The 26,739-nt window shown below is 62.8% G+C and carries 26 protein-coding genes; 10 read left to right on the plus strand and 16 right to left on the minus strand.

Annotated features, from left to right (window positions below; all coding sequences use genetic code 11):
• Window positions 1-32: 32 nt before the first annotated feature.
• From ETQ85_RS17285 to rluD, 9 genes are all read right to left on the minus strand, one after another.
• Window positions 33-938, minus strand: a complete 906-nt coding sequence (locus ETQ85_RS17285) for a patatin-like phospholipase family protein (protein WP_148580333.1) — start codon at window positions 936-938, stop codon at window positions 33-35.
• Window positions 939-1,680: 742 nt separating this feature from the next.
• Complete coding sequence (gene rimO, locus ETQ85_RS17290; RefSeq protein WP_148580334.1) at window positions 1,681-3,009, minus strand: 30S ribosomal protein S12 methylthiotransferase RimO; 1,329 nt, start codon at window positions 3,007-3,009, stop codon at window positions 1,681-1,683.
• A 58-nt stretch (window positions 3,010-3,067) separates the two neighbouring features.
• Window positions 3,068-3,673 (minus strand): polyhydroxyalkanoate synthesis repressor PhaR, encoded by a 606-nt coding sequence (gene phaR / locus ETQ85_RS17295; RefSeq protein ID WP_148580449.1) that lies wholly within the window; start codon window positions 3,671-3,673, stop codon window positions 3,068-3,070.
• Window positions 3,674-3,782: 109 nt separating this feature from the next.
• Window positions 3,783-4,523: an acetoacetyl-CoA reductase gene (phbB, locus tag ETQ85_RS17300; protein WP_148580335.1), complete on the minus strand. Its 741-nt coding sequence runs from the start codon at window positions 4,521-4,523 to the stop codon at window positions 3,783-3,785.
• A gap of 39 nt (window positions 4,524-4,562) precedes the next feature.
• Window positions 4,563-5,303, minus strand: coding sequence for an acetoacetyl-CoA reductase (gene phbB / locus ETQ85_RS17305; protein WP_148580336.1), 741 nt, complete (start codon window positions 5,301-5,303; stop codon window positions 4,563-4,565).
• Between the two features lie 129 nt (window positions 5,304-5,432).
• Entirely contained in the window at window positions 5,433-7,172 is a 1,740-nt protein-coding gene (locus tag ETQ85_RS17310) for a PHA/PHB synthase family protein (RefSeq protein ID WP_148580337.1), read from the minus strand.
• Window positions 7,173-7,429: 257 nt separating this feature from the next.
• The gene (locus tag ETQ85_RS17320; RefSeq protein ID WP_342781959.1) at window positions 7,430-8,209 is read right to left on the minus strand and encodes a ZIP family metal transporter; all 780 of its coding nucleotides are present in this window, start codon (window positions 8,207-8,209) and stop codon (window positions 7,430-7,432) included.
• A gap of 55 nt (window positions 8,210-8,264) precedes the next feature.
• A complete protein-coding gene (pgeF, locus tag ETQ85_RS17325) occupies window positions 8,265-8,951 on the minus strand; it encodes a peptidoglycan editing factor PgeF (RefSeq protein ID WP_246128803.1) in 687 nt (228 codons plus the stop codon).
• A gap of 41 nt (window positions 8,952-8,992) precedes the next feature.
• Entirely contained in the window at window positions 8,993-9,925 is a 933-nt protein-coding gene (gene rluD, locus ETQ85_RS17330) for a 23S rRNA pseudouridine(1911/1915/1917) synthase RluD (RefSeq protein WP_187394750.1), read from the minus strand.
• A gap of 43 nt (window positions 9,926-9,968) precedes the next feature.
• On the opposite strand from rluD, the gene ETQ85_RS17335 reads away from it, so the two are divergent.
• Window positions 9,969-10,772, plus strand: coding sequence for an outer membrane protein assembly factor BamD (locus ETQ85_RS17335; RefSeq protein ID WP_148580342.1), 804 nt, complete (start codon window positions 9,969-9,971; stop codon window positions 10,770-10,772).
• 18 nt (window positions 10,773-10,790) lie between these two features.
• Window positions 10,791-11,309, plus strand: coding sequence for a DUF2946 family protein (locus ETQ85_RS17340; protein ID WP_148580343.1), 519 nt, complete (start codon window positions 10,791-10,793; stop codon window positions 11,307-11,309).
• Window positions 11,310-11,316: 7 nt separating this feature from the next.
• Here the strand turns inward: ETQ85_RS17340 and ETQ85_RS17345 are convergent, their stop codons facing one another.
• Together ETQ85_RS17345 and yihA are read right to left on the minus strand one after the other, a co-directional pair.
• Window positions 11,317-12,756 (minus strand): mannose-1-phosphate guanylyltransferase/mannose-6-phosphate isomerase, encoded by a 1,440-nt coding sequence (locus ETQ85_RS17345; RefSeq protein ID WP_148580344.1) that lies wholly within the window; start codon window positions 12,754-12,756, stop codon window positions 11,317-11,319.
• Window positions 12,757-12,855: 99 nt separating this feature from the next.
• Window positions 12,856-13,473: a ribosome biogenesis GTP-binding protein YihA/YsxC gene (gene yihA, locus ETQ85_RS17350; RefSeq protein WP_148580345.1), complete on the minus strand. Its 618-nt coding sequence runs from the start codon at window positions 13,471-13,473 to the stop codon at window positions 12,856-12,858.
• A gap of 107 nt (window positions 13,474-13,580) precedes the next feature.
• On the opposite strand from yihA, the gene ETQ85_RS17355 reads away from it, so the two are divergent.
• On the plus strand, window positions 13,581-14,216 hold the full coding sequence (locus ETQ85_RS17355) for a c-type cytochrome (RefSeq protein WP_148580346.1): 636 nt from the start codon (window positions 13,581-13,583) through the stop codon (window positions 14,214-14,216).
• A 77-nt stretch (window positions 14,217-14,293) separates the two neighbouring features.
• Here the strand turns inward: ETQ85_RS17355 and ETQ85_RS17360 are convergent, their stop codons facing one another.
• From ETQ85_RS17360 to ffh, 5 genes are all read right to left on the minus strand, one after another.
• Window positions 14,294-15,133, minus strand: a complete 840-nt coding sequence (locus ETQ85_RS17360) for a ferritin-like domain-containing protein (RefSeq protein ID WP_148580347.1) — start codon at window positions 15,131-15,133, stop codon at window positions 14,294-14,296.
• Window positions 15,134-15,217: 84 nt separating this feature from the next.
• The gene (locus ETQ85_RS17365) at window positions 15,218-15,778 is read right to left on the minus strand and encodes a phasin family protein (RefSeq protein ID WP_148580348.1); all 561 of its coding nucleotides are present in this window, start codon (window positions 15,776-15,778) and stop codon (window positions 15,218-15,220) included.
• A 186-nt stretch (window positions 15,779-15,964) separates the two neighbouring features.
• Entirely contained in the window at window positions 15,965-16,585 is a 621-nt protein-coding gene (locus tag ETQ85_RS17370; protein WP_148580349.1) for a response regulator transcription factor, read from the minus strand.
• A gap of 60 nt (window positions 16,586-16,645) precedes the next feature.
• The gene (locus ETQ85_RS17375; RefSeq protein ID WP_148580350.1) at window positions 16,646-18,148 is read right to left on the minus strand and encodes a PAS domain-containing sensor histidine kinase; all 1,503 of its coding nucleotides are present in this window, start codon (window positions 18,146-18,148) and stop codon (window positions 16,646-16,648) included.
• A 15-nt stretch (window positions 18,149-18,163) separates the two neighbouring features.
• Window positions 18,164-19,531, minus strand: coding sequence for a signal recognition particle protein (gene ffh, locus ETQ85_RS17380; RefSeq protein ID WP_148580351.1), 1,368 nt, complete (start codon window positions 19,529-19,531; stop codon window positions 18,164-18,166).
• A 38-nt stretch (window positions 19,532-19,569) separates the two neighbouring features.
• On the opposite strand from ffh, the gene ETQ85_RS17385 reads away from it, so the two are divergent.
• From ETQ85_RS17385 to ETQ85_RS17415, 7 genes are all read left to right on the plus strand, one after another.
• Entirely contained in the window at window positions 19,570-20,397 is an 828-nt protein-coding gene (locus ETQ85_RS17385; RefSeq protein WP_148580352.1) for a cytochrome C assembly family protein, read from the plus strand.
• 56 nt (window positions 20,398-20,453) lie between these two features.
• Window positions 20,454-21,728, plus strand: coding sequence for an HlyC/CorC family transporter (locus tag ETQ85_RS17390; protein WP_148580353.1), 1,275 nt, complete (start codon window positions 20,454-20,456; stop codon window positions 21,726-21,728).
• A gap of 90 nt (window positions 21,729-21,818) precedes the next feature.
• Window positions 21,819-23,534, plus strand: a complete 1,716-nt coding sequence (gene pilB, locus ETQ85_RS17395; RefSeq protein WP_148580354.1) for a type IV-A pilus assembly ATPase PilB — start codon at window positions 21,819-21,821, stop codon at window positions 23,532-23,534.
• A 22-nt stretch (window positions 23,535-23,556) separates the two neighbouring features.
• Window positions 23,557-24,801: a type II secretion system F family protein gene (locus ETQ85_RS17400; RefSeq protein ID WP_148580355.1), complete on the plus strand. Its 1,245-nt coding sequence runs from the start codon at window positions 23,557-23,559 to the stop codon at window positions 24,799-24,801.
• 18 nt (window positions 24,802-24,819) lie between these two features.
• Window positions 24,820-25,671: a prepilin peptidase gene (locus ETQ85_RS17405; RefSeq protein ID WP_148580356.1), complete on the plus strand. Its 852-nt coding sequence runs from the start codon at window positions 24,820-24,822 to the stop codon at window positions 25,669-25,671.
• Window positions 25,672-25,781: 110 nt separating this feature from the next.
• On the plus strand, window positions 25,782-26,063 hold the full coding sequence (locus tag ETQ85_RS17410; RefSeq protein ID WP_148580357.1) for an FmdB family zinc ribbon protein: 282 nt from the start codon (window positions 25,782-25,784) through the stop codon (window positions 26,061-26,063).
• A gap of 26 nt (window positions 26,064-26,089) precedes the next feature.
• Window positions 26,090-26,725, plus strand: a complete 636-nt coding sequence (locus ETQ85_RS17415; RefSeq protein ID WP_148580358.1) for a DUF502 domain-containing protein — start codon at window positions 26,090-26,092, stop codon at window positions 26,723-26,725.
• The last annotated feature ends 14 nt before the right edge of the window (window positions 26,726-26,739 follow it).

Raw genomic sequence — 26,739 nt, forward strand, 5'->3', positions numbered from 1 at the left:
AGTCCGACCCACGGGGGGCTGGGCTGTGGGGGTCAGCGTTGGCTGAGGGCGCGGCGGATGGTGGGGAGGGCGAGTTCGACGGCGGCTTCGCCTTCGGCGATGGCTTCGGGGCCGCGGTGGTAATCCATCAGGCCGAGTTGGGCCAGGCGCGGGGAGATCAGTACGTCGGCAGGTTCGCCGGCCAGGCGACTGCGGGCGATGCGCACCGACATGATGGAGATGCTGCTCTGCATGACGGTGAGCATGGAGGGCAGGCTTTCGGGGGCGTCGTTGTCGTCGGCCAGCGGGGTGCCGTTGCGGCCAAAGCGGGCCAGCAGCTTGCGCGACCAGCCGGGTGCCTCGGCGGGCACCGACGGCCCTGCCCTGCCACGCCAGGCGGCGCCGACCAGGTCGGAATTGAGATCGACGGCGATGACCACGTCTGCCCCCATGGCCCGGGCCAGGGACACCGGCACGGGATTGACGAGCCCACCATCGACGAGCAGGCGCCCGTCTTGCCAGGAGGGCGTCATCAGACCGGGCAGCGCAATGGACGCACGCACGGCCGCCGACACGCTGCCCTCACGCAACCACACTTCGTGCCCGTTTTGCAGGTCGGTGGCGACGCAGCCGAACAGATGCGGCAGCGCGGTGAAGTCGCGATCGACAAAGTTGCGCTCGAAAAAGGCGATCAGCTTGTCGCCCTTGATGAGCCCGCCGCGCAGGCCCATATCCATCAGGCCAACCACGTCCTGCCAGCCGAGGGCTTCAACCCACAGCCCCAGCTTTTCGAGGTCGCCAGATGCGGCAACGGCGCCCACGAAGGCGCCGATGGAACAGCCGCTGATGATCTGCGGCTCGATGCCCTCGCGGGCCAGTGCCCGCAGCACGCCAATATGCGCCCATCCACGGGCGGAGCCGCTGCCGAGGGCGATGCCGATACGAGGGGGGCGTTTCATGGAAGCAGGATGATTTTCCCGGTGGGTCGGACTTTAGTCCGATTCGGAGGTTGAGCCTGGGTTGTCGGACTGAAGTCCGACCCACAAGAACATCGGACGCCGACGCTGTGGGTCGGACTTTAGTCCGACTCGGAGGTTGAGCCCGTGTTGTCGGACTGAAGTCCGACCCACAAAGACATCGGACGCCGACGCTGTGGGTCGGACTTTAGTCCGACTCGGAGGTTGAGCCTGGGTTGTCGGACTGAAGTCCGACCCACAAGAACATCGGACGCCGACGCTGTGGGTCGGACTTTAGTCCGACTCGGAGGCTAAGCCTGGGTTGTCGGACTGAAGTCCGACCCACAAAAACATCGCACGCCGACGCTGTGGGTCGGACTTTAGTCCGACTCGGAGGTTGAGCCTGGGTTGTCGGACTGAAGTCCGACCCACAAAGACATCGCACGCTGACGCTGTGGGTCGGACTTTAGTCCGACTCGGAGGTTGAGCCTGGGTTGTCGGACTGAAGTCCGACCCACAAGAACATCGCACGCTGACGCTGTGGGTCGGACTTTAGTCCGACTCGGAGGCTGAGCCCGTGTTGTCGGACTGAAGTCCGACCCACAAGAACATCGCACGCCGACGCTGTGGGTCGGACTTTAGTCCGACTCGGAGGTTGAGCCTGGGTTGTCGGACTGAAGTCCGACCCACAAGAACATCGCACGCCGACCCACAAAGACATCGGACGCTGACCCACGGGGGAGGTTTAGATGGGTTCGGCGTAGAGGTCGTGCACGTCGCAGTCGGTGATGCGCACGCGGGCGAACTGGCCGGGCTCGAGGTTTTCGCCGTTCGGGATGACGACCAGGCCGTCGATCTCGGGGGCGTCGCCGGGCGAACGGGCCAAGGCGCCCTCCTCGTCGATTTCATCGACCAGCACGGTCATTTCGCGGCCGATGAAGCGTTCGAGGCGTTCGGTGGAGATGTCTTCCTGGAACTCCATGAGCTGGATGCGGCGCTCTTCGCGGACTTCTTCGGGCACCGGATTGGCGAGTTCGTTGGCGGCGGCGCCTTCAACCGGCGAGTAGGCGAAGGCGCCCACGCGGTCGAGCTTGGCTTCGTCGAGGAACTGCAGGAGTTCTTCGAATTCGGCGTCGGTTTCGCCGGGGAAGCCGGTGATGAAGGTCGAGCGGATGGTGAGATCGGGGCAGATCTCGCGCCAGCGGCGGATGCGCTCGAGGTTGTTTTCGGCGCTGGCCGGACGCTTCATGGCCTTGAGGATGCGCGGGTTGGCGTGCTGGAAGGGCACGTCGAGGTAGGGCAGGATCTTGCCTTCGGCCATCAGCGGGATGATGTCATCGACGCTGGGATAGGGATAAACGTAGTGCAGGCGCACCCACACGCCCAGGTCGCCGAGGGCGTTGCACAGGTCGTAGAGCTTGGTGCGCAGCGGGCGACCGCCCCAGAAGCCGGTGCGGTACTTGGTGTCGACGCCGTAGGCGGAGGTGTCCTGCGAGACGACGAGGAGTTCCTTGACGCCGGCATTGACGAGGTTTTCGGCTTCGCGCATGACTTCGCCGATGGGCCGGCTGACCAGGTCGCCACGCATCGACGGGATGATGCAGAAGGTGCAGCGGTGATTGCAGCCTTCGGAAATCTTGAGGTAGGCGTAGTGATCCGGCGTGAGCTTGATGCCTTGCGGCGGGGTCAGGTCGATGAACGGATCGTGGCGCTTTGGCAGGTGCTTGTGCACCTCGCTCATGACTTGCTCGGTGGCATGCGGCCCGGTGACGGCGAGCACTTGCGGGTGCGCGGCCATGACCACGTCGGCCTTGGCGCCCAGACAGCCGGTCACGATGACCTTGCCGTTTTCACTGAGGGCTTCGCCGATGGCGTCGAGGGATTCTTCAACCGCAGCATCGATGAAGCCACAGGTGTTGATCACGACGAGGTCGGCACCTTCGTAGGAAGGAGAAATCTCGTAACCCTCGCCGCGCAAACGGGTGAGGATGTGCTCGGAGTCCACCAATGCCTTGGGGCATCCGAGACTGACGAAGCCGACTTTGGGGGCGGCCGCTTGCTTGGCTTGGGTCATGCGTAAAAACCTGAAGAGGGGAAGTGCAAGGGCCGCGACGATTGCGCGGCCCCGTGTGTTATTTCTTGGGCGTGCCCTGCGGCTCGTCAGTGGCCGCTTGAGGGTCTTTTTTGTCCGGTGTGAAACCGGCCACAAAAGTCGGGAACTGGAAGCCCGAGAAGATGTTGCGCGTCTGGCTGTCGAGCTGCTCCTGCATCTGCGCGTACATCTTTTTGCTCTGTTCCATGTAGGCGCCCATCATGCTTTGCATGGCCGGCCCCTGGAGGTTCAGAAACTGGGCCCACAGATCCTGGCTGACTGTGGCATTTTCGCCATATACCGACCGGACCTGATCCTGAAGCTTGGCCTGCATGTCGGTGAAGGACCGGATGTTGCTCTCCAGATACTTGCCCATCATCCCCTGCATGGCATTGCCATAGAAGCGGATCATTTGGGAGAGCAGGTCACTGGTGAACATCGGTGCCCCGCCGGCTTCCTCTTCGAGGATGATCTGCAGGAGGATGTTGCGGGTGAGTTCTTCGCCACTTTTGGCGTCGACTACCTGGAAAACAGCATTTTCAAGAACAAGTTCCTTCACGTCTGCGAGCGTGATGTAGGAGCTGGTTTGCGTATCGTAAAGGCGGCGGTTCGGGTACTTTTTTATCAGGCGAATTTGATCGGCCATCTGTGTCTTCTCCAAGGCGGCGATAGAGTCGCCATCGAAGATTATACTGCGCTGCGCAAAAAAAAACCCCGCCGTGCGGCGGGGTTGGTGTGAAGCGTGGCGCAGCGGATTACTGGTAGTACAGACCGCCGTTCACGTTCAGGGTGGCGCCAGTGACGTAGCCAGCCAGATCGGAGGACAGGTACACCACGGCAGCGCCGATTTCTTCCGGCTTGCCCAGACGCTTGACCGGCACGGTGTCGATGATGGCGTTGCGGACTTCTTCCTTGATCGCCATGACCATGTCGGTGCCGATGTAGCCCGGGGCGATGGCGTTACACGTCACGCCCTTGGTGGCCAGCTCGGCCGCCAGTGCCTTGGTGAAACCAATCACGCCAGCCTTGGCGGCGGAGTAGTTGGTCTGACCGGCCTGACCCTTGACGCCGTTCACCGAGGAGATGTTGATGATGCGGCCAAAACCACGTTCCGCCATCTTCGGGGAAATGGTGTGGGTCACATTGAACAGGCTGGTGAGGTTGGTCGCGATGACCGCATCCCACTGACCCTTTTCCATCTTCGGGAAGAACTTGTCGCGGGTGATGCCGGCGTTGTTCACCAGGATGTCGATCGGGCCGACTTCGGCGGCGATCGACTCAACGGCTGCCTTGCACTGCTCGTAGTCGGAAACGTCGAACCCGTACAGCGGGATGTCGAGGCCTTCGGCCTTGCGGGCTTCAACCCAGGCATCCTTGGCGGGATCGCCGGGGAAGAAATTGCCAACCACACGAACACCGGCGGCAGCGAGAGATTTGCAGATTGCAGTGCCGAGACCGCCGACTGCGCCAGTAACAAGAGCGATGCGTTGAGTCATTTCACTTTCCTTTTGTTGCGGTGCCATAAAGAACGGCGATTAGAACATATGCTGACCGCCGTTGATAGAGATGTTGGCGCCGGTCACGAACGCTGCCTCGTCGGAAGACAGGTAAGCAATCAGGCCGGCGATTTCTTCCGGTTTGCCAAGACGGCTCATCGGAATTTGCGGCAGGATCTTGGTTTCAAGGACTTCCTGCGGAATGGCAAGGACCATCTTGGTGCCGATGTAGCCCGGCGAGATGGTGTTGACGGTGACGCCGGACTTGGCGACTTCGAGGGCCAGGGACTTGGTGAAACCATGCATGCCGGCCTTTGCGGCAGCGTAGTTGGTCTGCCCGAAAGCACCCTTGATACCGTTCAGCGAGGACACGTTGATGACCCGGCCCCACTTGCGCTCAACCATGCCGTCCATGACCTGCTTGGTCATGTTGAACACGCTGTCGAGGTTGGTGTGGATGACGGAATCCCAGTCGGCCTTGGTCATGCGCTTGAAGGTCATGTCGCGGGTGATGCCGGCGTTGTTCACCAGCACATCAACCGGTCCGATGTCCTTTGTGACTTGTTCGACGCAAGCCTTGGCGGAATCGAAATCGGCCACGTCGCACGGGTAGGCCTTGAAGCCGTAACCCATGTTGTTCATTGTTTGCAGCCATTCGGCGGCGGTGGTGTTTCCCGGTGAGTGGGTCGTTACGACCTTGTAGCCGAGCGCTGCCAGCTTGATGCAGACAGATTCGCCAAGACCGCCCATACCACCGGTAACCAATGCTACACGAGCCATGTTTTCTCCCTCCTTATTGGATTATGCGGGGGTCCTCACTCACGCCGGCAGCGCCCCCGTCTTCCCCGCCGCCGACGCATTTTTTTTAATTCTCCGGCGCCAGGTTTCCCGGTCGCCGTGCAAAACGGTTCAGGCCTTTTCCTTTACGTAACGTCCGGGAGCGGGCTCGATGACCTTGTACTTGGCATTGCCGGGCTTGCTGCGCGCCGCAACCATGTCGCCACTGCGCGGCTTGAGCCATTCGATCCAGTGCAGCCACCAGCTGCCCTTTTGCTCCGCGGCGGTCTCGAGCCATTCTTCGGGTACCGAGGCGGTGGAGTCGCTGACCCAGTAGCTGCGCTTGTTCTTCGAGGCCGGGTTGATGGCGCCGGCGATGTGGCCGCTGGCGCCGAGCACGAAGGTGGTTTCGCCGCCGAGGATCTGGCGCACCAGGTAGGCGCTGGTCCAGGGCACGATGTGGTCTTCGCGGGTGGCCAGCAGGTAGGCCGGCAGATCGACCTTGCCGAGGTCAACCTTGGTGCCGAGCATTTCGAGCTTGCCGGGCACGCGCAGGTTGTTTTCGAGGTACATGTTGCGCAGGTACCAGGCCAGGAAGGGGCCAGCCAGATTGGTGCTGTCGGAGTTCCAGTAGAGCAGGTCGAAGGCTTCCGGCTGCTTGCCCTTGAGGTAGTTGCCGACCACGTATTGCCAGATCAGGTCGTTAGCCCGCAGGCTGGAGAAGACTTGCGCCAGTTCGCGCCCCTGCAGCAGACCGCCCTTGCCGATGGCGGCTTCGCGGGCCGCGACGGAGGCTTCGTCCACCAGGCAGCCGATTTCGCCGGCATCGGCAAAATCAAGCAGCGTGGTCATGAGGGTCAGGCTTTCGGCCGGATCTTCACCCTTGGCACGCAGCACGCCGAGGGCCGACGACAGGATGGTGCCGCCGACGCAGAAGCCGAGCACGTTGGGCTTGTCGACCTTGGTCACTTCACGCACGACCTGCAAGGCGGTGATCGGACCCTTGTCGAGATAGTCGTCCCAGCCGAAGTGGGCTTCGCTTGCGGTGGCGTTCTTCCAGGACACCAGGAAGACGGTGAAACCCTGTTCGACGATGAAGCGCACCAGCGAGTTGGCCGGCTGCAGATCCATGATGTAGAACTTGTTGATGCAGGGCGGGACGATCAGCAGCGGCGTTTTGTGAACCTTGTCGGTCAGCGGCGCGTACTGGATGAGCTGGATCAGCTCGTTTTCGTAGATGACGGAACCCGGCGTGGTGGCCAGGTTGGTGCCGATCTCGAAGGCCGCATCGTCGGTCATCGAGATGCGCCCCTTCTCCATGTCGCCGATGAGGTTCTTGATGCCCTGGGTGATGCTTTCACCCTTGGTGGCGAGCGCCGTCTGGATGAACTCGGGGTTGGTCGCCGCAAAATTGGACGGCGCCATGGCGTCGATGTACTGACGGGTCATGAACTGCATGCGCGCCTTGGCCCGGCCGTCGGCCACCGGCAGCGCGTCGGAAACCTTGTTCAGGTAGTCCGCGTTGAGCAGGTAGGCCTGGCGGATGTAGTTGAAAACGGGGCTGGCCGACCATTCCGGCGCATTGAAGCGACGGTCGCCCGGCTGGGGCTTGATCAGCGGCTCGGCGGACTCGCCCGGCTTGAGCTGGGCCATGGAGGCCCACAAGCGGGCGTGCGCTTCGGCGAGTTCCTGCTGGAGTTTTGCAAGCTCCTGGGATTCCGGCATGGGAATTTGCGGAATCGGGGTCGGTGCTGCCTGCGGAAAGGCGACACCTTGCTTGCCGAGGAAATCAAAGAACCCTTCGGCCATCGACTGACCGAACTTGAACATGCCCTGTAGTGCCTCTGCTGACTGCTCCGGGGTAACAGACATCCACCTCTCCTTTATGTGCCCACCAGGACGACGCAGCCTGAAGCAAACCGGTATTGGGGACACAACCCCCAGCCAGCGCTACGGCCTTGTAGAATCCGGGTATGTATATTGTTGCTATCGCTTGGCTTTATGTCGCGCTGCTGGCCACCGCAGCGGAAACCACCGTCATCGGCGGGGTACTGACTTTTTTATTCTATGGCGTTGCGCCGCTCTCCCTGTTTCTCTGGCTGTTTGGCACGCCGACCCGTCGCCGCCGCTCAGCCCAGCGCTCGCTCCGCGAGGGGGTGGGCAAAGACGACGGAAGCGATGCCGGCAGCGATCAATAATACCTGCTGCGCGGTGGCACGCAATTCAGTTCGCTTGTGCAAACCCGGAATGAGATCTGCAACCGCGACGTAGATCATACTCGCGGCCGCCAGCGCGAGAAACACCGGAACCAGCGACTGGACATGGGATAGCGCAAAATAGGCCAGCAGGCCGCCGGCCAGCGTCGCCAGGCTCGACAGCATGTTGAAGAGCAGCGCCTTGCGGCGGCTGTAGCCCGAGTGCAGCAGAATCAGGAAGTCGCCCGCTTCCTGCGGGATTTCATGGGCAATGATGGCCATGCCGGTGACGATCCCGAGCGGCGTGCTCTCGACGAAGGCGGCGGCAATCAGCACGCCGTCCACGAAGTTGTGAAAGGTGTCGCCGACGAGGATCAGCAGGCCGCTGCGCCCGTGATCGTGCCCGTTGTGCTCGTGGCCATGACAGCCCTCGTCGTGGCAGTGCCGCCACAGCACCAGTTTTTCCAGCACGAAAAACAGCAGGATGCCTGCCAGCACGTTGATGGCGGCCTGCTGCGGGCTTTCGGCCGCTTCGATGGCGTGCGGCAGCACCTCAAGGAAGGCGGCGCCGAGCAGTGCGCCGATGGCGTAGCTGATCAGGACCGGCACCCAGTTCGGCCGGGCGGCATAGGCAAATCCGGAAGCCACCAGCACGCTGAGCAGCCCGCCGGCAAAACTCATAAAGACAATCCAGACGAGGGGTGTCATGGGCATTCGGCAATAAATGGGCCGCGCAGTATAGCGTTTGTCACGAAAAGAACCGGCAAGCCTAGTCGAGCCAGACCAGGGAGGCCATCCGCCCGGTCACGCCGTCACGGCGGTAGGAGAAGAAGCGCTGCCGGTCGGTGACGGTGCACAGGTCTCCGCCAAAAACACCGCTCACGCCAAGAGACTGCAGGCGCAGACGAGCCAGCAAGTAAATGTCGGCCAGCCACTTGCCGGACTGGACGCCGGGCCGGAAGGCTGCCGCGGCGCCGGGTTCGGCGTCGACAAACGCGGCACGCACCTCGTCACCGACTTCAAAGGCTGTCGGGCCGATGGCCGGGCCCAGCCAGGCGATGATGTCCGACGGCGGCACTTGCATCGCCGCCACCGTCGCCTCGATCACCCCGCCCTGCAGACCGCGCCACCCCGCATGGGCAGCGCCGACTACCGAGCCGGCCCGGTCACACAGCAGCACCGGGAGGCAATCGGCCGTCATTACGACGCAAACGGCGCCGGGACGACGGCTCACCGAGGCATCTGCGTCGGGCACCCCGTCAGGGCAGGCAGCATCGACAACCCGGGTGCCGTGCACCTGGTTCAACCAGTACGGCTCGCCCGGCAGCACACCGCGCAGGATCGCCCGGTTGGCCGCCACGCTGGCTGGCAGGTCACCCACGTGCGTGCCCAGGTTCAGGCTGTCGTAGGGCTGCCCGCCAACGCCGCCGCAACGGGTCGTGGACAAGGCCCGCACCCGCGCTGGCGCTGGCCAGTCGGGCCGAATCCAGTCGGCGGTCACGGCGTGGGGCTCTCGCGCAGGACTTCCAGCAAGCCTTCGATATCGGCGGCCAGATCGATATTCCAGCGGCAGGGTTCGCCACTGAGTGGATGAATGAAGCCAAGCTGCCAGGCATGCAGGGCCTGTCGCGGAAAAGCGTCGAGACGGGGGTCCGAGCTGCGGGGCTTGCCATAGGTGGCGTCGCCCACCAGCGGATGGCCGATATGGGCCATGTGAACACGGATCTGGTGGGTTCGTCCGGTGGCCAGTTCGCATTCGACGAGGGTGGCTCGCGCAAAGCGCTCGATGACCCGGTAACGGGTCAGGGCTTCGCGCCCGCCGGGCACAACCGCCATCTTGGTGCGATTCACCGGATGACGACCGACCGGCGCGTTCACCTCGCCACTCGATGCCGGCGAACCATGCACGAGGGCGTAATAGTGGCGCTTGACCGTGCGCGCCTGCAGCTGGCGGACCAGTTCGGTCTGCGCCTCGAGGCTTTTCGCGACAACCAGCAGGCCGCTGGTGTCCTTGTCGAGGCGATGCACGATGCCGGCGCGCGGCACCTCACGGAAAACACTGCCGTGATGCAGCAGCGCATTGAGCAAGGTGCCAGACCAGTTGCCGCTACCCGGATGGACGACCAGCCCGATGGGCTTGTTGATGACGACCACCGTGTCGTCTTCAAAAACCACGTCGAGCGGAATGTCCTCGGCCTTCTCGGCAAGCATGGACTCGGACGGTTCCGGGCTGACGAGAATGGTTTCGCCCCCCCAGACCTTGGTCTTGGAATCGGGCGAAGCGCCGTTCACAAGAATCCGCCCGGACTTCAGCCAGGATTGCAGGCGACTGCGGGAATGTTCAGGAAACAAGCGAGCGAGAGCCTGGTCTACCCGCAGACCAGCACAATCATCGGGAATCGACTCGCGTTGCGGCGAAGGGGAAGACATGGCTGGGCTATAATCGGCCCAGTCTTCTTCCAAAGAGTTTTCAATGGCGCATTTCACCCTGCGTAGTTTAACGCTTACCGCCTTCCTCCTGCTTGCCGGCTGTAGCGGCATGCCGGATCAGGTCGACGAAACCGTCAGCTGGAGCGCCCAGAAGCTCTATACGGAAGCCAAGGAATCCATGTCCGACGGGGCCTGGGACCGCGCCATCAAGATGTTCGAGAAGCTGGAAGCGCGCTACCCCTACGGTCGCTACGCCCAGCAGGCCCAGCTTGAAGTGGCCTACGCCTACTACAAGTCGAGCGAGCCGGCCTCGGCCATCGCCGCCTGCGAGCGCTTCATCAAGCTCCACCCGAATCATCCGAACGTCGACTACGCCTACTACCTGAAGGGCCTGGCCAACTTCAACGAAGACCTCGGCCTGCTCGGCAGCCTGGCCAGGCAGGATCTTTCCGAGCGTGACCCCAAGGCCACCCGGATCTCCTTTGAAACTTTCAAGGAACTCGTCCAGCGCTTCCCGGACAGTAAATACACGCCCGACGCCAAGCTGCGCATGCGTTATCTGCTCAACGCACTGGCCTCCTACGACGTGCATGTGGCCCGTTACTACTACCGTCGCGGCGCCTATGTGGCGGCGGCCAACCGGGCCCAGACAACGATCAAGGATTTCCCCCAGTCGCCGGCCACCGAAGAAGCGCTGTTCCTGATGGTCAAGAGCTACGACGCCCTGAACATGCCGGAACTGCGCGACGATGCCGAACGCGTCATGCGCAAGAACTTCCCGAACAGCACTTACTACACCGCCGCCCCAAACGGGAATGCGACCACCTCATGGTGGAAGATGTGGTGATACGCAGCGCCCGCCGCCATGGATGAAGCCGTTCGCCTCGCCCTGACCAAATGGCCCGATGTCCCGTCCTGCACGGGCTGGCTCAGGCTGTCGCGGCGGGGCGAATGGTGGGTACCCGAAGGGCCGATCCGTCACGCGGGGCTGCGCGCCTTCATCGGGCGCAACTATCTGGCCACACCCGACGGCCGCTGGTACTTTCAGAACGGCCCGCAGCAGGTTTTTGTAAGCCTCGACTACACACCAAGCATCCTGCGTCTCGTTGCACCGGGGCAACTGGAAACCCATACCGGCCTGCCGGTCATGTCGATTTCGGAAGCCTGGCTGGACGAAGAAGGCAGCCTTGTCCTGCGCAGCGAACACGGCGCCGCCCTGCTGGACGACCGTGACCTGCCGGCGCTGTGCGAACTGATGGACGGCAACCTTGAAGCACCTGACGGGCCGATTACCCTGAACTGGGCCGGCCAACAGTTGCCTGTCGGCCGGATTCAGCGGGCAGAAGTGCCTGCCCGCTTTTCCTTCAACCCGAATCCGGCCTGAGCCGGACTCAGCCCCGGCCGTAGGTGTCTTCGAAACGGACGATGTCGTCCTCGCCGAGGTAGCTCCCCGACTGGACTTCGATGATCTCGAGGGGCACCTTGCCCGGGTTGGCAAGTCGGTGCACGTGCCCTAGCGGAATGTAGGTGGACTCGTTTTCACCGAGCAGGAAGGTCTTGTCGCCATTGGTGACTTCAGCAGTACCCTTCACCACAATCCAGTGCTCGGCGCGGTGGTGGTGCATCTGCAAGCTGAGACGCGCCCCCGGATTGACGACGATGCGCTTGACCTGGAAGCGCTCGCCGTTGTCGATGGAGTCATACCAGCCCCACGGACGGTGAATCTTGCGGTGGGCCGAAGCCTGGCTGCGCTTGGCCAGCTTGAGGGCGGCAACGATCTGTTTGACGTTCTGGGTCTTGTCCTTGCGGGCCACCAGCACGGCATCGGGCGTTTCGACAATCACCGCATCGTCCAGACCGACACAGGCCACCATGCGGTCCTGGGCATAGACGAGGGTGTTGCGGCTGTCTTCAAACAGCACATCACCCCGCGCCACATTGCCACTGGCGTCCTTGTCAGCGATTTCCCACAAGGCGTCCCACGCCCCGACATCCGACCAGCCGGCTGACATGGGCACCACGCAGCCGGCGATCCCCAGTTCGCTGGCACCGGCCAGCTTTTCCATGATGGCGTAGTCGATGGAGTCCGACGGGCAGGCAAGAAAGGCTTCCTTGTCCACGCGCAGGAAATCCGCATCGCGGGACCCCGCCGCCCAGGCTGCCGCGCAAGCCTTGGCCATGGCCGGCTGAAGATGGTCCATGGCTTTCAGCCAGGTGCTCGCCTTCATCATGAAAAGGCCGCTGTTCCAGAGATATTCGCCGCTATCCAGGTAACGCTGTGCCGTGACGGCATCGGGCTTTTCGACGAAGGACGCAATCGATTTGCTGCCATCCGCGCGCTCGGCGCCAAAGCGAATGTAGCCGTAACCGGTTTCCGCATGATCGGGAACGATGCCGAAGGTCACGATGGCCCCGTCAAGGGCCGCCGGAATGCCGGCGTCGATGGCCTGCTGAAAGCCGGCCAGATCACGCATGACGTGATCGGCAGGCATCACCAGCAGGACCGGATCGGCCTCACCGGCAGCCAGCACCGCCAGAGTCAGGGCCGGCGCGGTGTTGCGACCAACCGGCTCAAGGACGATGCTGCGACTGGCACGCCCCGTCGAGCGCAGTTGCTCGGCCGTGACGAAGCGGTACTCCTCATTGCAGACCACGATGGGTGCCGATGCCACCGGCAGACGCCCGGAAAACCCGGCCAGCCGGCCTGCAGTGGCCTGCAGCATGGTTTCATCGCCCACCAGCGCCAGCAGCTGCTTGGGATACTGTTCGCGGGAGAGAGGCCACAGACGGGTGCCGGAGCCCCCGGAAAGAATGACGGATTGAAGTTCCATGACAGGTTTGGCGTGTTTGAAGTCAGAAAAGTGGGCACTGCACAATGAAGCGCCTTTTTACCACAAACCCTGCTGCGTCAAACGCATGTCATGCAAATGTCAGGCAGCCGGAACTTCTTCTTCCGGAGTCGCCAGCCATGATCCGACAACCTGCTCGGCCTCTTCGATCCCGGTCTTCTTGAGACTCGAGAACAACTGCACGGTCACCTGCGCACCCAGCGGGGCCAGTTCCTTGCGCACGGCGGCCAGGGTCGTCGCCTGCACGGTACGGGTCAGCTTGTCGCTCTTGGTGAGCAGCACGTGGATCGGACGGCCACTGGGCGCAAACCAGCCCAGCATGACGCGGTCCCGATCCTTCAGCGGATGACGGGAATCCATGATCAGGACCAGCCCGACCAGGTTCGGCCGCGTGGTGAGGTAATCCTCAAGCAGGCCCTGCCACTGCAGGCGAACGGCTTCCGGCACCTCGGCATAACCGTAGCCCGGCAAGTCCACCAGCACGGCGCCGTTACGCAGGCGGAAAAAGTTGATCAGCTGGGTACGTCCCGGCGTCTTCGACACGAAGGCGAGACGGACGTGATCGCAAAGGGTGTTGATGGCGCTCGACTTGCCGGCGTTGGAGCGGCCCGCAAAGGCGACTTCCGGACCGTTGGGCGGGGGCAGACCGTTCGGCTTGGCGACGGAAATTTCAAACTGGGCGTTACGGAACAGGGACATGAGATGCTTTGGCAGGCGCGACGCATGTTATTGCATCGCGCAAATGACTGGAATTACTATAGAATAGCAGGTTTGAGACATCCACATTCTTGGCTTCCGAGGACATCATGATCAAGCGTTCACTTCTGCTTTCGCTGTTTCTGACCGCCAGCGCGGTTCAGGCTCAAGACAAGGCCGCCGGCCAGCCCGACCTGGCCAAGGCGAAACAGACTGCAGAACAGGTTTGCGGCGCCTGCCACGGCGCTGATGGCAACAGCCAGATCCCCGCGAACCCGAAGCTCGCGGGCCAGCATGCGGAATACCTCTACAAGCAGCTGAAGAACTTCAAGAGCGAAGGCGGTCAACCCGCAGAGCGCGCCAACCCGATCATGGCCGGCATGGCTGCGATGCTCTCCGACGACGACGCCAAGGGCGTGGCCGCCTACTTCGCAGGCCAGACCCTCAAGCCCGAAAGCGCCAAGAACAAGGCCTCCATCGAGCTCGGCCAGAAACTCTGGCGTGCTGGTGACTTGAAGCGCGGCATTCCCGCCTGTGCGGCCTGTCACGGCCCCGCCGGTGCCGGCCTGCCGGCCCAGTTCCCGCGTCTGTCGGGCCAGTTCGCCGATTACACCGAAGCCCAGCTGAAGGCCTTCCGTGCTGGCGAACGCGCCAACGATCCGGCCAAGATGATGCGCACCATCGCCCTCAAAATGACCGATCCGGAAATCAAGGCCGTCTCCGACTTCGCCGCCGGCCTGCGCTGAGCCTGGGCGCCTTCGGGCGTGCTGATGCAGTGAAAAAAAGGGGTGGTTCCGACCACCCCTTTTTCTATTCTTGCAGCCTACGATTCACGCTGAACAAGACGCGGCCGCCCCGCCTCCAGCCGGGTGATTTCGTCGGCACTGAAGCCCGCCATCCGGCGGGCTTCCACATTCAGGGGCCTGGGCGGCCAGGGCGCTTCGAACTCGTTCATCAAGGCCAGATAGGTTGCCTCGGGCTCCAGGTCGCGTTCGGCGCAAAAATAGCGAAACCACTGGTCGCCCAGCGCCACATGGCCAATCTCGTCACGCAATATGATGTCCAGCACCGCAATGCTTGCGGCATCGCCGATGTGTTTCAGCCTGGCCACGATGGGCGGCGTGGCATCCAGCCCGCGGGCCTCCAGAACCCGCGGCACCAGGGCCATCCGCGTCAGGGGATCGTCCGCGGTCTTGACAGCCATGTCCCACAAGCCGCGGTGGGCGGGAAAATCGCCGTAAGCAAAGCCCACATCGCGCAGCCGATCAGCCACGAGACCGAAGTGATAAGCCTCTTCAAACGCCACCGTCAGCCAGCCCGCATAGAAATCGACCGGTAGCCCGCGAAAGCGATAGACGCAATCAAGAGCCAGATTGATCGCGTTGAACTCGATATGCGCAATGGCATGCAGCAAGGCCGCCAGCCCTTCGGGAGAGCCGGGCCGGCGGCGCGGAACCGACGTATGGGCAAGCAACTCCGGCCTCTGCGGCCGCCCCGCGTCGTCAACCGGCAAGGCCGGGGCAACACTGCCATCGGGCAAAGGCACCAGGCCAGCGGCCCAGTCCTGGCAAAGCGCCCGCACCAGCGCCACCTTGTCGGATGGCTCGCAACTCATCAATGCCCGATAGGCACGGGCATGCACATTTTCATGATCTTCCAGCATGGGGGCGATGCTACCAGTTTGCGCACATGCAAAAAGGCCGCCCTTTTCAGGGGCGGCCTTTTTGGCACTTTTTACTGCGTCAGGTCAGACGGCCTTGCGCTTCGCCGGGGCGCGAGTCTTGACCGGGGCCTTGGGGGCCACTTCGGGCAGCAGGCCGTTGGAGGCCGCGATTTCAGTGATCTGCTCGCCAGCCTTGGTGATGCTCTCCATCGCCGCAAGTTGCGCATTCAGGCCGGTGCGAATCGCATTGAACAGGGGCTCGAAGCCTTCGGGGGCACCGACGACCAGACGGTCGATGTTTTCCTGCACCTGGCGGCTCGCCTCGGTGGCCGACTGCTTCAGCGCGTCAGCAAGGATGCTGCGGGTTTCGACCAGCACGCCATATTGCTGGCGGGCGCTGTCGGATGCACGCTCGAGATTCGGTTGCAGGTAGGCAGCTTGCCACTGGGCCAGCCCCTCGGCATCCTTCACCTCAAAAAAAGCCTGGGTCGCGGCCATTGCTTCACGGGCAGACTCCAGACCGGCGTCGAACTGCAAACGGGTCATTTTCTGCGCCTGCTCCATCAGGCTCTGACCAAGCTCGATCAGACTTTCCATCCCAGCAATCTGGAGCGGAGCGAATTGCGTGAAACCGGCAGCCGACATGTAATCCCTTTCCCTTGCATTGACATGAATAACAGGACCGCATCGTGGGCGTCTCCTCCACCTCTGCGTATTTTTTTCAACGCGAACCCTGTGACAACAGTGCGCCAGAAAACGCACAACTGCAAAACTGTCGCCATTGTCCTGAATTTATCACTTTAGCCGAATCCGGCATTTCCCCGTCACACATCAGGGTAAACCCTTGCGTTCTGACAAAATCACGATCCGTACGAGTTCGGCGAGCGATTCAACCTGCAACTTCTCCATGACCTTTGCCCGGTGTTGCTCGACCGTCTTCATGCTGATGCCCAGGCCATCCGCAATCTGCTTGTTGAGCCGGCCCGCAACCATGCCCTCCATCACCTCCCGCTCCCTCGCAGTGAGGCCATCAAGGCGCCGCTGGATTTCGGTCAGGCGCTCAGCCTCCTCCCGACGCCGGGCGGCGAGCAGCACCGCATCGTGAACCCGGTCGAGGAGAACCTGCTCGTTGAAAGGTTTCTGCAGAAAATCGAAAGCACCGTCGCGCATGGCCCGCGCCACCATCGGCACATCGCCATGGGCTGACACGAAGATGATCGGCACGCTGTACCCAAGCCGAATCAGGCGCTCCTGCAAGCCTACGCCGCTGAGGCCCGGCATGCGCACGTCAAGAACCAGGCAATGTGCATTCTGCAAGGCCTCTCCGTCAGCCATCAAATCCAGCGCGCCACTGAAACAACGAACCGGCAACCCCAGGGTTTCGACGAGCAGGCCTATGGACAGCCTGACTGCATCATCATCGTCGACCACGCAAACAAGCGGCCCTTTCATGTCAGCCTCCTGGTGGGAAAAGCATTTTTTATTTTATGTATGTGCAATACCGGCCGGCACTTACCCGGCCAGGGACGGAATGCATAAACAGAAGGTCGTCCCCCGAACCGTACTGTTTTCGACCCACAAGCGCCCGCCATGGTTCTCGATAATTGTACGGCATATGGCGAGTCCCAGACCGACGCCATCCGGCTTGGTCGTCACGAATGGGGCAAACGGGTCGCTGCGGACAGCCTCGGCGAGCCCTTCCCCACGGTCGGTAACCGCAACCTCCACCATGCCGTCCAGCCCCGGACGGGTGAGAATCTGCAGGATGCGCTCGCCCGGGACGGCGCGCATCGCATCGATACCGTTCTTGACCAGGTTGCTGAGCACCTGCTCCAGTTGCCCTTGGTCGGCCTGCACGGCCGGCAAGGGCTCCGCCAGATCGAGCACGAACTGCACGGCATGGGCACGCGCCTCGAATTCGGTGAAGCGAACGATATCCCTGACCACCTCGTTGAGCGCTACCGGCGCCGTCACCAGCCCGCCCTTGCGGGCCAGGCCGCGCACCCGATGGACGATTTCACCCGCCCTCAGGGACTGTTCGGCAATCATTTTCAGGGGCTCGCGGATGCGCTCGCCGGCAGCCCCAAGCTCCTCCAGTCGGCGCAGGGCAACAGCACTGAAGTTACGCAATGCGGTCAGCGGCTGGTTAAGTTCATGGGCCAGGGCGGACGCCATCTCGCCCACGTGAATCAGCCGCCCGGCACGCTCGAGCTCCTGCTGCTGACGCTTTTCCCGCTCCTCGATGAGGTAGTGCTCATGCACGTCACGCACGGTACCGATCATGCGCAGCGGCCGGCCGCCGGCATCCCGCTGCATGACCTTGCCACGCAAGGCCACCCAGCGGTAGCTGCCATCTTCCAGACGCAGGCGGAACTCCACTTCGGTAATCGGCCGGGCATCGGCAAGATGCGCGGAAAACGCGGCGATGGCCATGCGCAGATCGTCCCGATGAACCCGCTCGGGCCAGATCTCGTTGCCTTGCAGGGGCCGCTCGTCGGGCCAGCCAATGATGGCCCGGAACGAGCCGCTGACCTTGATTTCGCCGCTATCCAGGGCCCAGTCCCACAGGGCATCGCCAGCCCCTTCCAGGGCAAAACGCCAGCGCTCCTCGGCCTCCTCGAGACGGATCACGGCTTCGCGAGCCGCGGTCACATCCCGAACGAGCAAAATCGCCAAAGAGCCGCCCCGCTGCTGAATGTAGGAGACGCTGACTTCGGCAAAAAAACGGGTGCCATCCTGACGCAGATGAATACCCGCCGGGAGTTGCCCCCGGCGGTTTTCAAACAAGCCTTCAAGCACGGACGGATCGACGAACAGACTACCGACGATCTGGCCACGCATGGCCTCGCGAGGGCGGTGATAGAGGTGCGCTGCCGCCGGATTGGCATCGACGATCCAGCCCTGCCCATCGACGAGCAGGACCGGCTCGGGCACCGCTTCGAAAACCGCCCGATAACAGACTTCGCAGTCGAGCCGGAGCGCGTCACAAGCGATGCTGTCGTCGCAATCCTCCATCAGCGCGCGGCAGCGTCAGCGCAAGCTGCCGCCACCACCCGGCATCATTCCCTTCATGGCACGCATCATCTTCTGCATGCCGCCCTTGGAGAACTGCTTCATCATCTTCTGGGTCTGTTCGAACTGGCTGAGCAGGCGATTCACCTCCTGCACCGTGACGCCGGCACCGGCCGCGATACGGCGCTTGCGCGAAGCCTTGAGGATTTCCGGCTTGGCGCGTTCGTTGGCGGTCATCGAGTTGATGATGCCCTCGATGCGCTTGACGGCTTTCTCTTCGACACCGCCCTGCAGTTGACCGGCGGCCTGCGAAAACTGGGCCGGCAACTTGTCCATCAGACTGCTGAGGCCGCCCATCTTCTTCATCTGGCCGAGCTGATCCTTGAAGTCGTTGAGGTCGAAGCCCTTGCCGCTCTTGAGCTTCTGGGCGAACTCCTTGGCCTTGTCTTCATCGACACCGCGACGGGCGTCTTCCACCAGCGACAGGATGTCGCCCATGCCGAGAATCCGGCTGGCCATCCGCTCCGGGTGGAACTCCTCCAGCCCGCCGAGCTTCTCGCCGACACCGGCGAACTTGAGCGGCTTGCCGGTGACATGGCGCACCGACAGGGCCGCACCGCCGCGGGCATCGCCGTCGAGCTTGGTGAGCACCACGCCGGTGAGCGGCAGTGCCTCGTTGAAGGCGCGAGCCGTATTGACCGCATCCTGACCGAGCATCGCATCGACGACGAACAGGGTTTCGATGGGATTGACCGCGGCGTGCAGCGCCTGGATTTCCTCCATCATTGCCTGGTCGATGGCCAGCCGGCCGGCCGTATCCACCAGCAGCACATCGATATAGTGCCGACGCGCGTAATCAACGGCGGCGAGGGCGATATCCACCGGTTTCTGGTCGGCCGTGGACGGGAAGAATTCAATCCCCGCCTGCTGGGCGACCATCTGCAGCTGGGCGATGGCGGCCGGACGATAGACGTCGGTGGACACCGCCATGACCTTCTTCTTCATCCGCTCGCTCAGCATCTTGCCGAGCTTGCCGGTGGTGGTGGTCTTGCCGGCCCCCTGCAGACCGGCCATCAGGATGATCGCCGGCGGCTGGGTGGCCAGGTTGAGACCGATGTGGGCGCCGCCCATCAGATCGGTCAATTCCCGGTGAACGACGCCCACCAGGGCCTGGCCGGGGGTCAGGGAGCTCAGCACTTCGGTGCCGACCGCCTTTTCCTTCACCCGGGCGATGAAATCCTTGACCACCGGCAGGGCCACGTCGGCCTCGAGGAGGGCCATGCGCACTTCGCGCAGGGCGTCCTGGATGTTGTCTTCGGTAAGGCGCGCCTGACCCCGCAGGGTCTTGACGACTTTAGCCAGTCGGGTTGTGAGGTTATCCAGCATGATGGTTCGTGACCGAGGCCTTGGAGTAAACTTAAAGAATGTCCGCGATTCTACTTCATCTCCTCCCCGCTTCCCTGTACGCGCTCCTGGGCCTTCATTTCTGGCACACCCGCTGGCGTGCGCCGACCGTCGCCCAGCGCCAGGGTCTGCTGCCGTGGGAGCGGCTGGTGATGCTCGCCGCACTGGTCGCCCACGGCTTTTCATTGCACAGCGTGTTCTTCTCGCCGGAGGGCATCCATTTCGGTTTCAGCATGGCCTTGTCGCTGATGTTATGGCTGGCCATGCTGTTCTACTGGATCGAAAGTCTCTACGCCCGCCTCGAAGGACTCCAGACCCTGGCCATGCCGGCCGCGGCCGTGTGCGCACTGCTGCCGGCCTTCTTCCCGGATCAGCACCTGCTTGAAAACGCCAGCTCACCGCTGTTTCGCGCCCACTTCGTGGTTGCCATGCTGGCCTACAGCCTGTTCACGCTGGCAGCCCTGCACGCCATGCTGATGGCGGTTGCCGAGCGGCGCCTGCACGGAGCACGACTGAGCCGGGCCATGGCCTCCCTGCCCCCGCTGCTGACCATGGAAACCCTGCTGTTCCGGCTGATCGGCATTGCCTTCGTGCTCCTCACCCTCACCGTCGGCTCGGGCGTGCTGTTCTCCGAAGCCTTGTTCGGCAAGGCCTTCCGTCTGGACCACAAAACGGTCTTTGCGATCATCTCGTGGATTCTCTTCGGCAGCCTGCTGGTGGGGCGGCATGCCTGGGGCTGGCGCGGCAAAAAAGCCCTGTACTGGACCCTCGCCGGCTTCATCGCCCTGATGCTCGCCTACGTGGGCAGCCGCTTCGTTTCGGACGTTCTCCTTGGCCGCCCGGCTTGACAAGGCCTGACCCGGCCTGAATACTCGGCCGGAAATCATCTCCCGACACACCCCGCTTGGACAGTATTCCCCTCTCCGCCCAATCAGCCATCCTGGTTACGCTACTGGCGTTATCCGGTTTCTTCTCGATGGCTGAAACGGCCATGATGGCGGCCAACCGCTATCGTTTGCGCTCGGCCGCCAACCTCGGCTCGCGGGGCGCACGCCTCGCGCTGGAACTGCTCGGCCAGACCGACAAGCTGCTCGGCATCATCCTGCTCTTCAACAACCTCGTGAATGCCGCCGCGGCAACGCTGGTCAGCGTCATCACGATCCAGTTGTTCGGCAGCGAGGAATGGGTACTCGGCCTGAGCACCCTGGCGGTCACTTTCCTGATCCTGGTCTTTTCCGAGATCACCCCGAAAGTCATCGGCGCCAACCACGCCAACCGGCTGGCCTGCTTTGTCAGCTACCCCCTGTCGGCGCTCCTCAAGGGCCTCTATTTCATCGTCTGGTTCGTCAATCTGTTCGTGGCCGGCCTGCTCCGCCTGCTGCGCCTGCGCGCCAGCACCGATCCGGAAGCCCACACACTCTCCACCGAAGAGCTGCGCACGATGGTGCTGGAGTCGGGCTCCTTCATTCCGCCCAAGCACCGCAGCATCCTGCTCAACCTGTTCGAACTGGAAGACATCACGGTCGAAGACGTGATGACGTCCCGCAACCAGATCGAGGCGGTCAATATCGCCGATTCGATCAACGTCATCCAGGGCCATCTGGCCACCTGTTACCACACGCGCCTGCCGGTTTTCGACGGTGAAATGAATGCGGTCGTCGGCATCCTCCATGTCCGCCGGGTGCTCGGCCAGACCCTCGATCACAGCCTGTCCGTTTCCGACATCAGCGAAATGCTGGCCAAGCCCTACTTCATTCCGGCCAGTACGCCGATCTACTCGCAGCTCCAGTTTTTCCAGGAGAACCGCGAGCGGCTGGGGCTGGTGGTCGACGAATACGGCGAACTCCTCGGGCTGGTCACGCTGGAGGACATCATCGAAGAGTTGATCGGCAAATTCACCACCAGCGCCCCCGATGCCACCGAGAAACTCAGCTGGGGCGCCGACGGCAGCGTACTGGCCGATGGCAGCCAGCACCTGCGCGCCCTCAACCGCAAACTCGGCCTGAGCCTGCCCCTCGATGGCCCGAAAACCCTCAATGGCCTGATCCTCGAACACCTGCAGGACATTCCCGAATCGGGCGTATCGGTGAAAATCGCCGGCGTTCCCATCGAAGTCGTGCAAGCCGAGGACCGTCGCATCAAGAACGTGCGAATATTCCGCCCGCAACCGCCCAAATAGCCACAACGTGCTTCCCGGCTTTACAAGCCCCGCGGCGAACGGCATGATCCAAGCACATTTCAGGCCGCTCACCCCTATCGACGCTCCGGCATGTCCGCCACTCCTCACGCCGCCCTGAGCGGTCTCGCCCGCGCCCTCGTACAGCATGGTCGGCTCCTTGAAGCCGAAGCCGTGGCCTGCTCGTCGCCTTCGGCAAACCCCAACGACTTTGTCATCGAACTCATCAACCGTGGTCTGATGAGCGCTGCCGACGTGGCCCGCTTTGCCGCCGAGACCTTCGGCTCGCCGGTCATGGACCTGGCCGCCTTCGACGAAGCCCACCTTGCCGTGGACGCCATCGACCGCAAGCTGATGAACAAGCACCAGGTTGCAGCCCTTGGCCGACGCGGCAACCGGCTGACGCTGGCCCTGGCAGATCCGTCGAACCTGCGCATCCTCGACGAGATCCGCTTCCAGACCGGGCTCGCCGTCGACCCCGTGGTTGTCGAGGCCCCCAAGCTCATTGCGCTGGTGGAACGCCTGTCCGAATCGGCCACGACAACGCTGAAGGACATGACCGGGGAAGAGTTCGACATGGACCTCCTCGGCCAGGAAAGCGTGACCGACGCCCAGGCTACCGAGGAGAACTCATCGGAGGTGGATGATGCGCCAGTGGTGCGCTTCATCCAGAAACTGCTGATCGACGCGATCAACGAAGGGGCCTCGGACGTCCACTTCGAGCCCTACGAAAAGTATTACCGGATCCGCTTCCGCACCGACGGCATCCTGCGCGAGATCGCCCAGCCGCCCCTCGTGCTGAAAGAAAAGATCGCCGCGCGCATCAAGGTCATTTCGCGCCTCGACATTTCCGAGAAGCGGGTTCCGCAAGACGGCCGGATGAAACTCGTCCTGTCCAAGAACAAGGCCATCGACTTCCGGGTGTCCACACTGCCGACCCTGCACGGCGAGAAGATCGTCATGCGGATTCTCGACCCCAGCTCGGCCATGCTCGGCATCGAGGCCCTGGGTTATGAGCCGGAACAAAAAGCCGTACTGATGGAGGCCATCGGGCGCCCGTACGGCATGATCCTGGTCACCGGCCCGACCGGTAGCGGTAAAACCGTGTCGCTGTACACCTGCCTTAACATCCTGAACAAGGCCGGCGTCAACATCAGCACGGCCGAAGACCCGGCTGAAATCAACCTCCCCGGCGTCAATCAGGTCAACGTCAATGAAAAGGCCGGCCTCACCTTCGCCACTGCCTTGCGCGCCTTCCTCCGGCAGGATCCGGACGTCATCATGGTTGGCGAAATCCGCGACCTGGAAACCGCCGAAATCTCCGTCAAGGCCGCCCAGACGGGTCACCTGGTGTTGTCGACGCTGCACACCAACGACGCGCCCTCCACGCTCGAACGCCTCAAGAACATGGGCGTGGCGCCGTTTAACATCGCATCGTCGGTGATCATGATCACCGCCCAGCGCCTGGCCCGCCGCCTGTGCACCTGCAAACAGCCGGTGGACATCCCGATCGAGGCCCTGATCTCGGCGGGCTTTACCGATGAAGATCTCGACGGCAGCTGGCAGCCCTACGGCCCGAAAGGCTGCGAACGCTGCAAGGGCAGCGGGTACAAGGGGCGCCTGGGCATTTACCAGGTCATGCCGATCTCCGAAGATATCGCACGTATAATCATGACGAACGGCAACTCGATGGACATCTCCGCCCAGGCCCAGGCCGAAGGCGTCAAAGATCTGCGCCAGTCCGGCCTCCTGAAGGTGAAGCAAGGGGTCACCTCATTGACCGAAGTCCTCGCCTGCACAAACGAGTGATTGCTTCACGCGGAAAACACTGATGGCCACAGCATCCAACAAAAAGCCCCCCGCCCGTAACGCGAACCTTGCCCGGGAGCACCTGTTCGTCTGGGAAGGCAAGGACAAGACCGGCAAGATCATCCGCGGCGAAATGCGTGCGGTGACGGAAACCGTCGTCCAGACCATACTGCGCCGGCAAGGCATCCTGGCCCACAAGATCCGCAAGCAGGCCTTTGCCCGTGGCCGGAAAATCACCGACAAGGACATCGCGCTGTTCACCCGCCAGCTGTCCACGATGATGCGTTCGGGCGTGCCACTGCTGCAATCCTTCGAGATCGCGATCAAGGGCTGCGGCAACCCGTCCCTGGCCCGCCTGCTCAACGACGTGCGCGCCAACGTGGAAACCGGCAGCAGCCTGTCCCAGGCCTTCCGGCGCCACCCGGTGCATTTCGATGCCCTGTTCTGCAACCTCGTCGCCGCGGGCGAACAGGCCGGTATCCTCGACTCCCTGCTCGACCGGCTGGCGAACTACAAGGAAAAGATTCTTGCCATCAAGGGCAAGATCAAGGCCGCCATGTTCTACCCGATCTCCGTGGTCGTGGTTGCAGCGCTGGTGGTCTCGGTGATGATGCTGTTCGTCGTGCCCGAATTCAAAAAGGTCTTCGCCAGCTTTGGCGCCGACCTCCCGGCGCCGACGATGTTCGTCATCACCATCTCAGACTTCTTCATCGCGTACTGGTATCTGGCCTTCAGCATCATCATCGGCACGGTGATGGGCGTTGCCTATACCTACAAACGCTCGGTGCCAATGCAGGTTGCCGTCGATCGCGCCGTACTGCAGCTTCCGGTGATCGGCGATGTGGTCCGCAAGGCCACCATCGCCCGCTGGACACGCACCCTGGCCACCATGTTCGCCGCTGGCGTGCCCCTCGTCGAGGCCCTCGACTCGGTCGGCGGCGCCTCCGGTAACGTGGTCTACAAAAATGCCACCAAGCAGATCCAGTCGGATGTAAGCACCGGCACCAGCCTGACGGTGGCAATGCAGAACTCCCTCGTCTTCCCGACCATGGTCGTGCAGATGGTCTCCATCGGCGAAGAATCCGGCCAGCTCGACTCGATGCTCAGCAAGGTTGCGGACTTCTTCGAGCAGGAAGTGGATGACGCGGTAGCCGGCCTCAGCCAGTTGCTGGAGCCGATCATCATGGTGTTTCTCGGCGTCGTCATCGGCGGTCTCGTCGTCGCCATGTACCTGCCGATCTTCAAGCTTGGCGCGGTTGTCAGCTAAGCAGCCCAATATTCACCCATGGACGTTTTCAAGGACCCCATCGTCTTCGTGACGATCTGCACGCTGGTCGGGCTGTTCGTCGGCAGCTTTCTGAATGTCGTCATCCACCGCCTGCCGGTGATGATGGAACGGGAATGGCACCTCGAGGCGGCCTCGCTCCGGGGCGACACACCGGAAGAAGCCGCGCCGCGCTTCAATCTGGCCGTCCCGCGCTCGCGCTGCCCCCACTGCGGCCACCTGATCGGTGCCCTCGAGAACATTCCGGTAGTCAGCTACATCCTGCTGCGCGGACGCTGCCGGCACTGCAGCGGCCCGATCGGCGTTCGCTACCCGCTGATCGAGATCCTGTGCGCAGGCCTGTCCGGCTTCACCGCCCTGCATTTCGGCTTCGGTGCGGCCGGCTGCGGGGCTCTGGTCTTCGTGTGGGCCATGATCGCCCTGTGCTTCATCGACCTGGACACCCAGCTCCTGCCCGACAGCATCACCCTGCCGCTGCTGTGGCTGGGGCTGCTGTTGAATCTCAACGCCACCTACACAAACCTCGCCGACGCCGTCGTCGGCGCTGCCGCCGGCTACCTCACCCTGTGGTCGGTGTTCTGGCTGTTCAAGCTCGCCACCGGCAAGGAAGGCATGGGCTATGGCGACTTCAAGCTGCTGGCGGCCATCGGCGCCTGGCTCGGCTGGCAGATTCTGCCCCTGACGATCCTGCTGTCCTCCCTGGTCGGTGCCATTGTCGGCATCAGCCTGATCCTCCTGCGCAAGCACGGCCGCGAAATCCCCATCCCTTTCGGCCCTTATCTGGCCGCTGCCGGGCTGCTTGCACTGTACTGGGGCACCCCACTGACCCAGGCCTACCTCGGGACACTCTGAGGCTGCCACCTTGAAACGCCGCCTTTCGCCCCCAAGTGGGCGAGAGCGGGTCTGTTTCGCCCGATGTTGCGATGCGCTAAACTTCGCCAATTGACTTTCCGGAGCTCGTCATGCCTATCTACGAGTATCGCTGCACCGCCTGCGGCCATCAAAAAGACCATCTTCAAAAAATGAGCGATGCCCCGCTCACCACCTGCCCCGCCTGCGGCGCCGAAACCTATGCAAAGCAGATTTCCGCTGCCGGTTTCCAGCTGAAGGGCAGCGGCTGGTACGCCACCGACTTCAAGGGTGGCGGTAGCAGCAGCACCGGCAGTGCCAGCCCCAAAACCGAAGCAGCCAAGGCCGACACGCCCGCCTCCACCCCCTGTGGCGGCAGTTGCGCGTGCCACTGAGCGCCGCCGCCCGCAAACACCACTGAATGAAAAAATACTTCGTTACCGGACTGCTGATCTGGATTCCGCTGGTCATCACCTTCGTCGTGCTGGCCTGGATCGTCAATACCCTTGACCAGATCCTCCTGCTCGTCCCGGCCACAGTCCGGCCGGAAGCCTTTCTGGGCTTCCACATGCCGGGCATCGGCGTCGTCGTCTCCCTGCTGCTGATTCTCGTCACCGGCCTCGCTGCCGCCAACTTCGTCGGCCAGCGCATGGTGGGCTTCTGGGAAAGCGCCCTGTCGCGCATCCCGGTGGTCAAGTCGATCTACTACAGCGTCAAGCAGGTTTCCGACACGCTGCTGTCCAGCAACGGCCAGGCCTTCCGCAAGGCGCTGCTGATCCAGTATCCCCGCGAGGGCATGTGGACCATCGGCTTCCAGACCGGCGCGCCTGGCGGTGACGCTGCGCATCACCTGGGGCCCGACTTCGTCAGCGTTTACGTGCCGACCACGCCCAACCCGACCTCCGGCTTCTTCCTGATGCTGCCCCGCAAGGACGCCATCGAGCTGGACATGAGCGTCGATGAAGCCCTCAAGTACATCATCTCGATGGGCGTCGTGGCACCTCCACCCCACCGTACCCGGACGCCGCAACCCGCGTCGGCCCTACTGAATCAATAAGCGCGGCTGTCGCC

The organism is Zoogloea oleivorans, from assembly GCF_008107625.1.
GTDB lineage: Bacteria > Pseudomonadota > Gammaproteobacteria > Burkholderiales > Rhodocyclaceae > Zoogloea > Zoogloea oleivorans.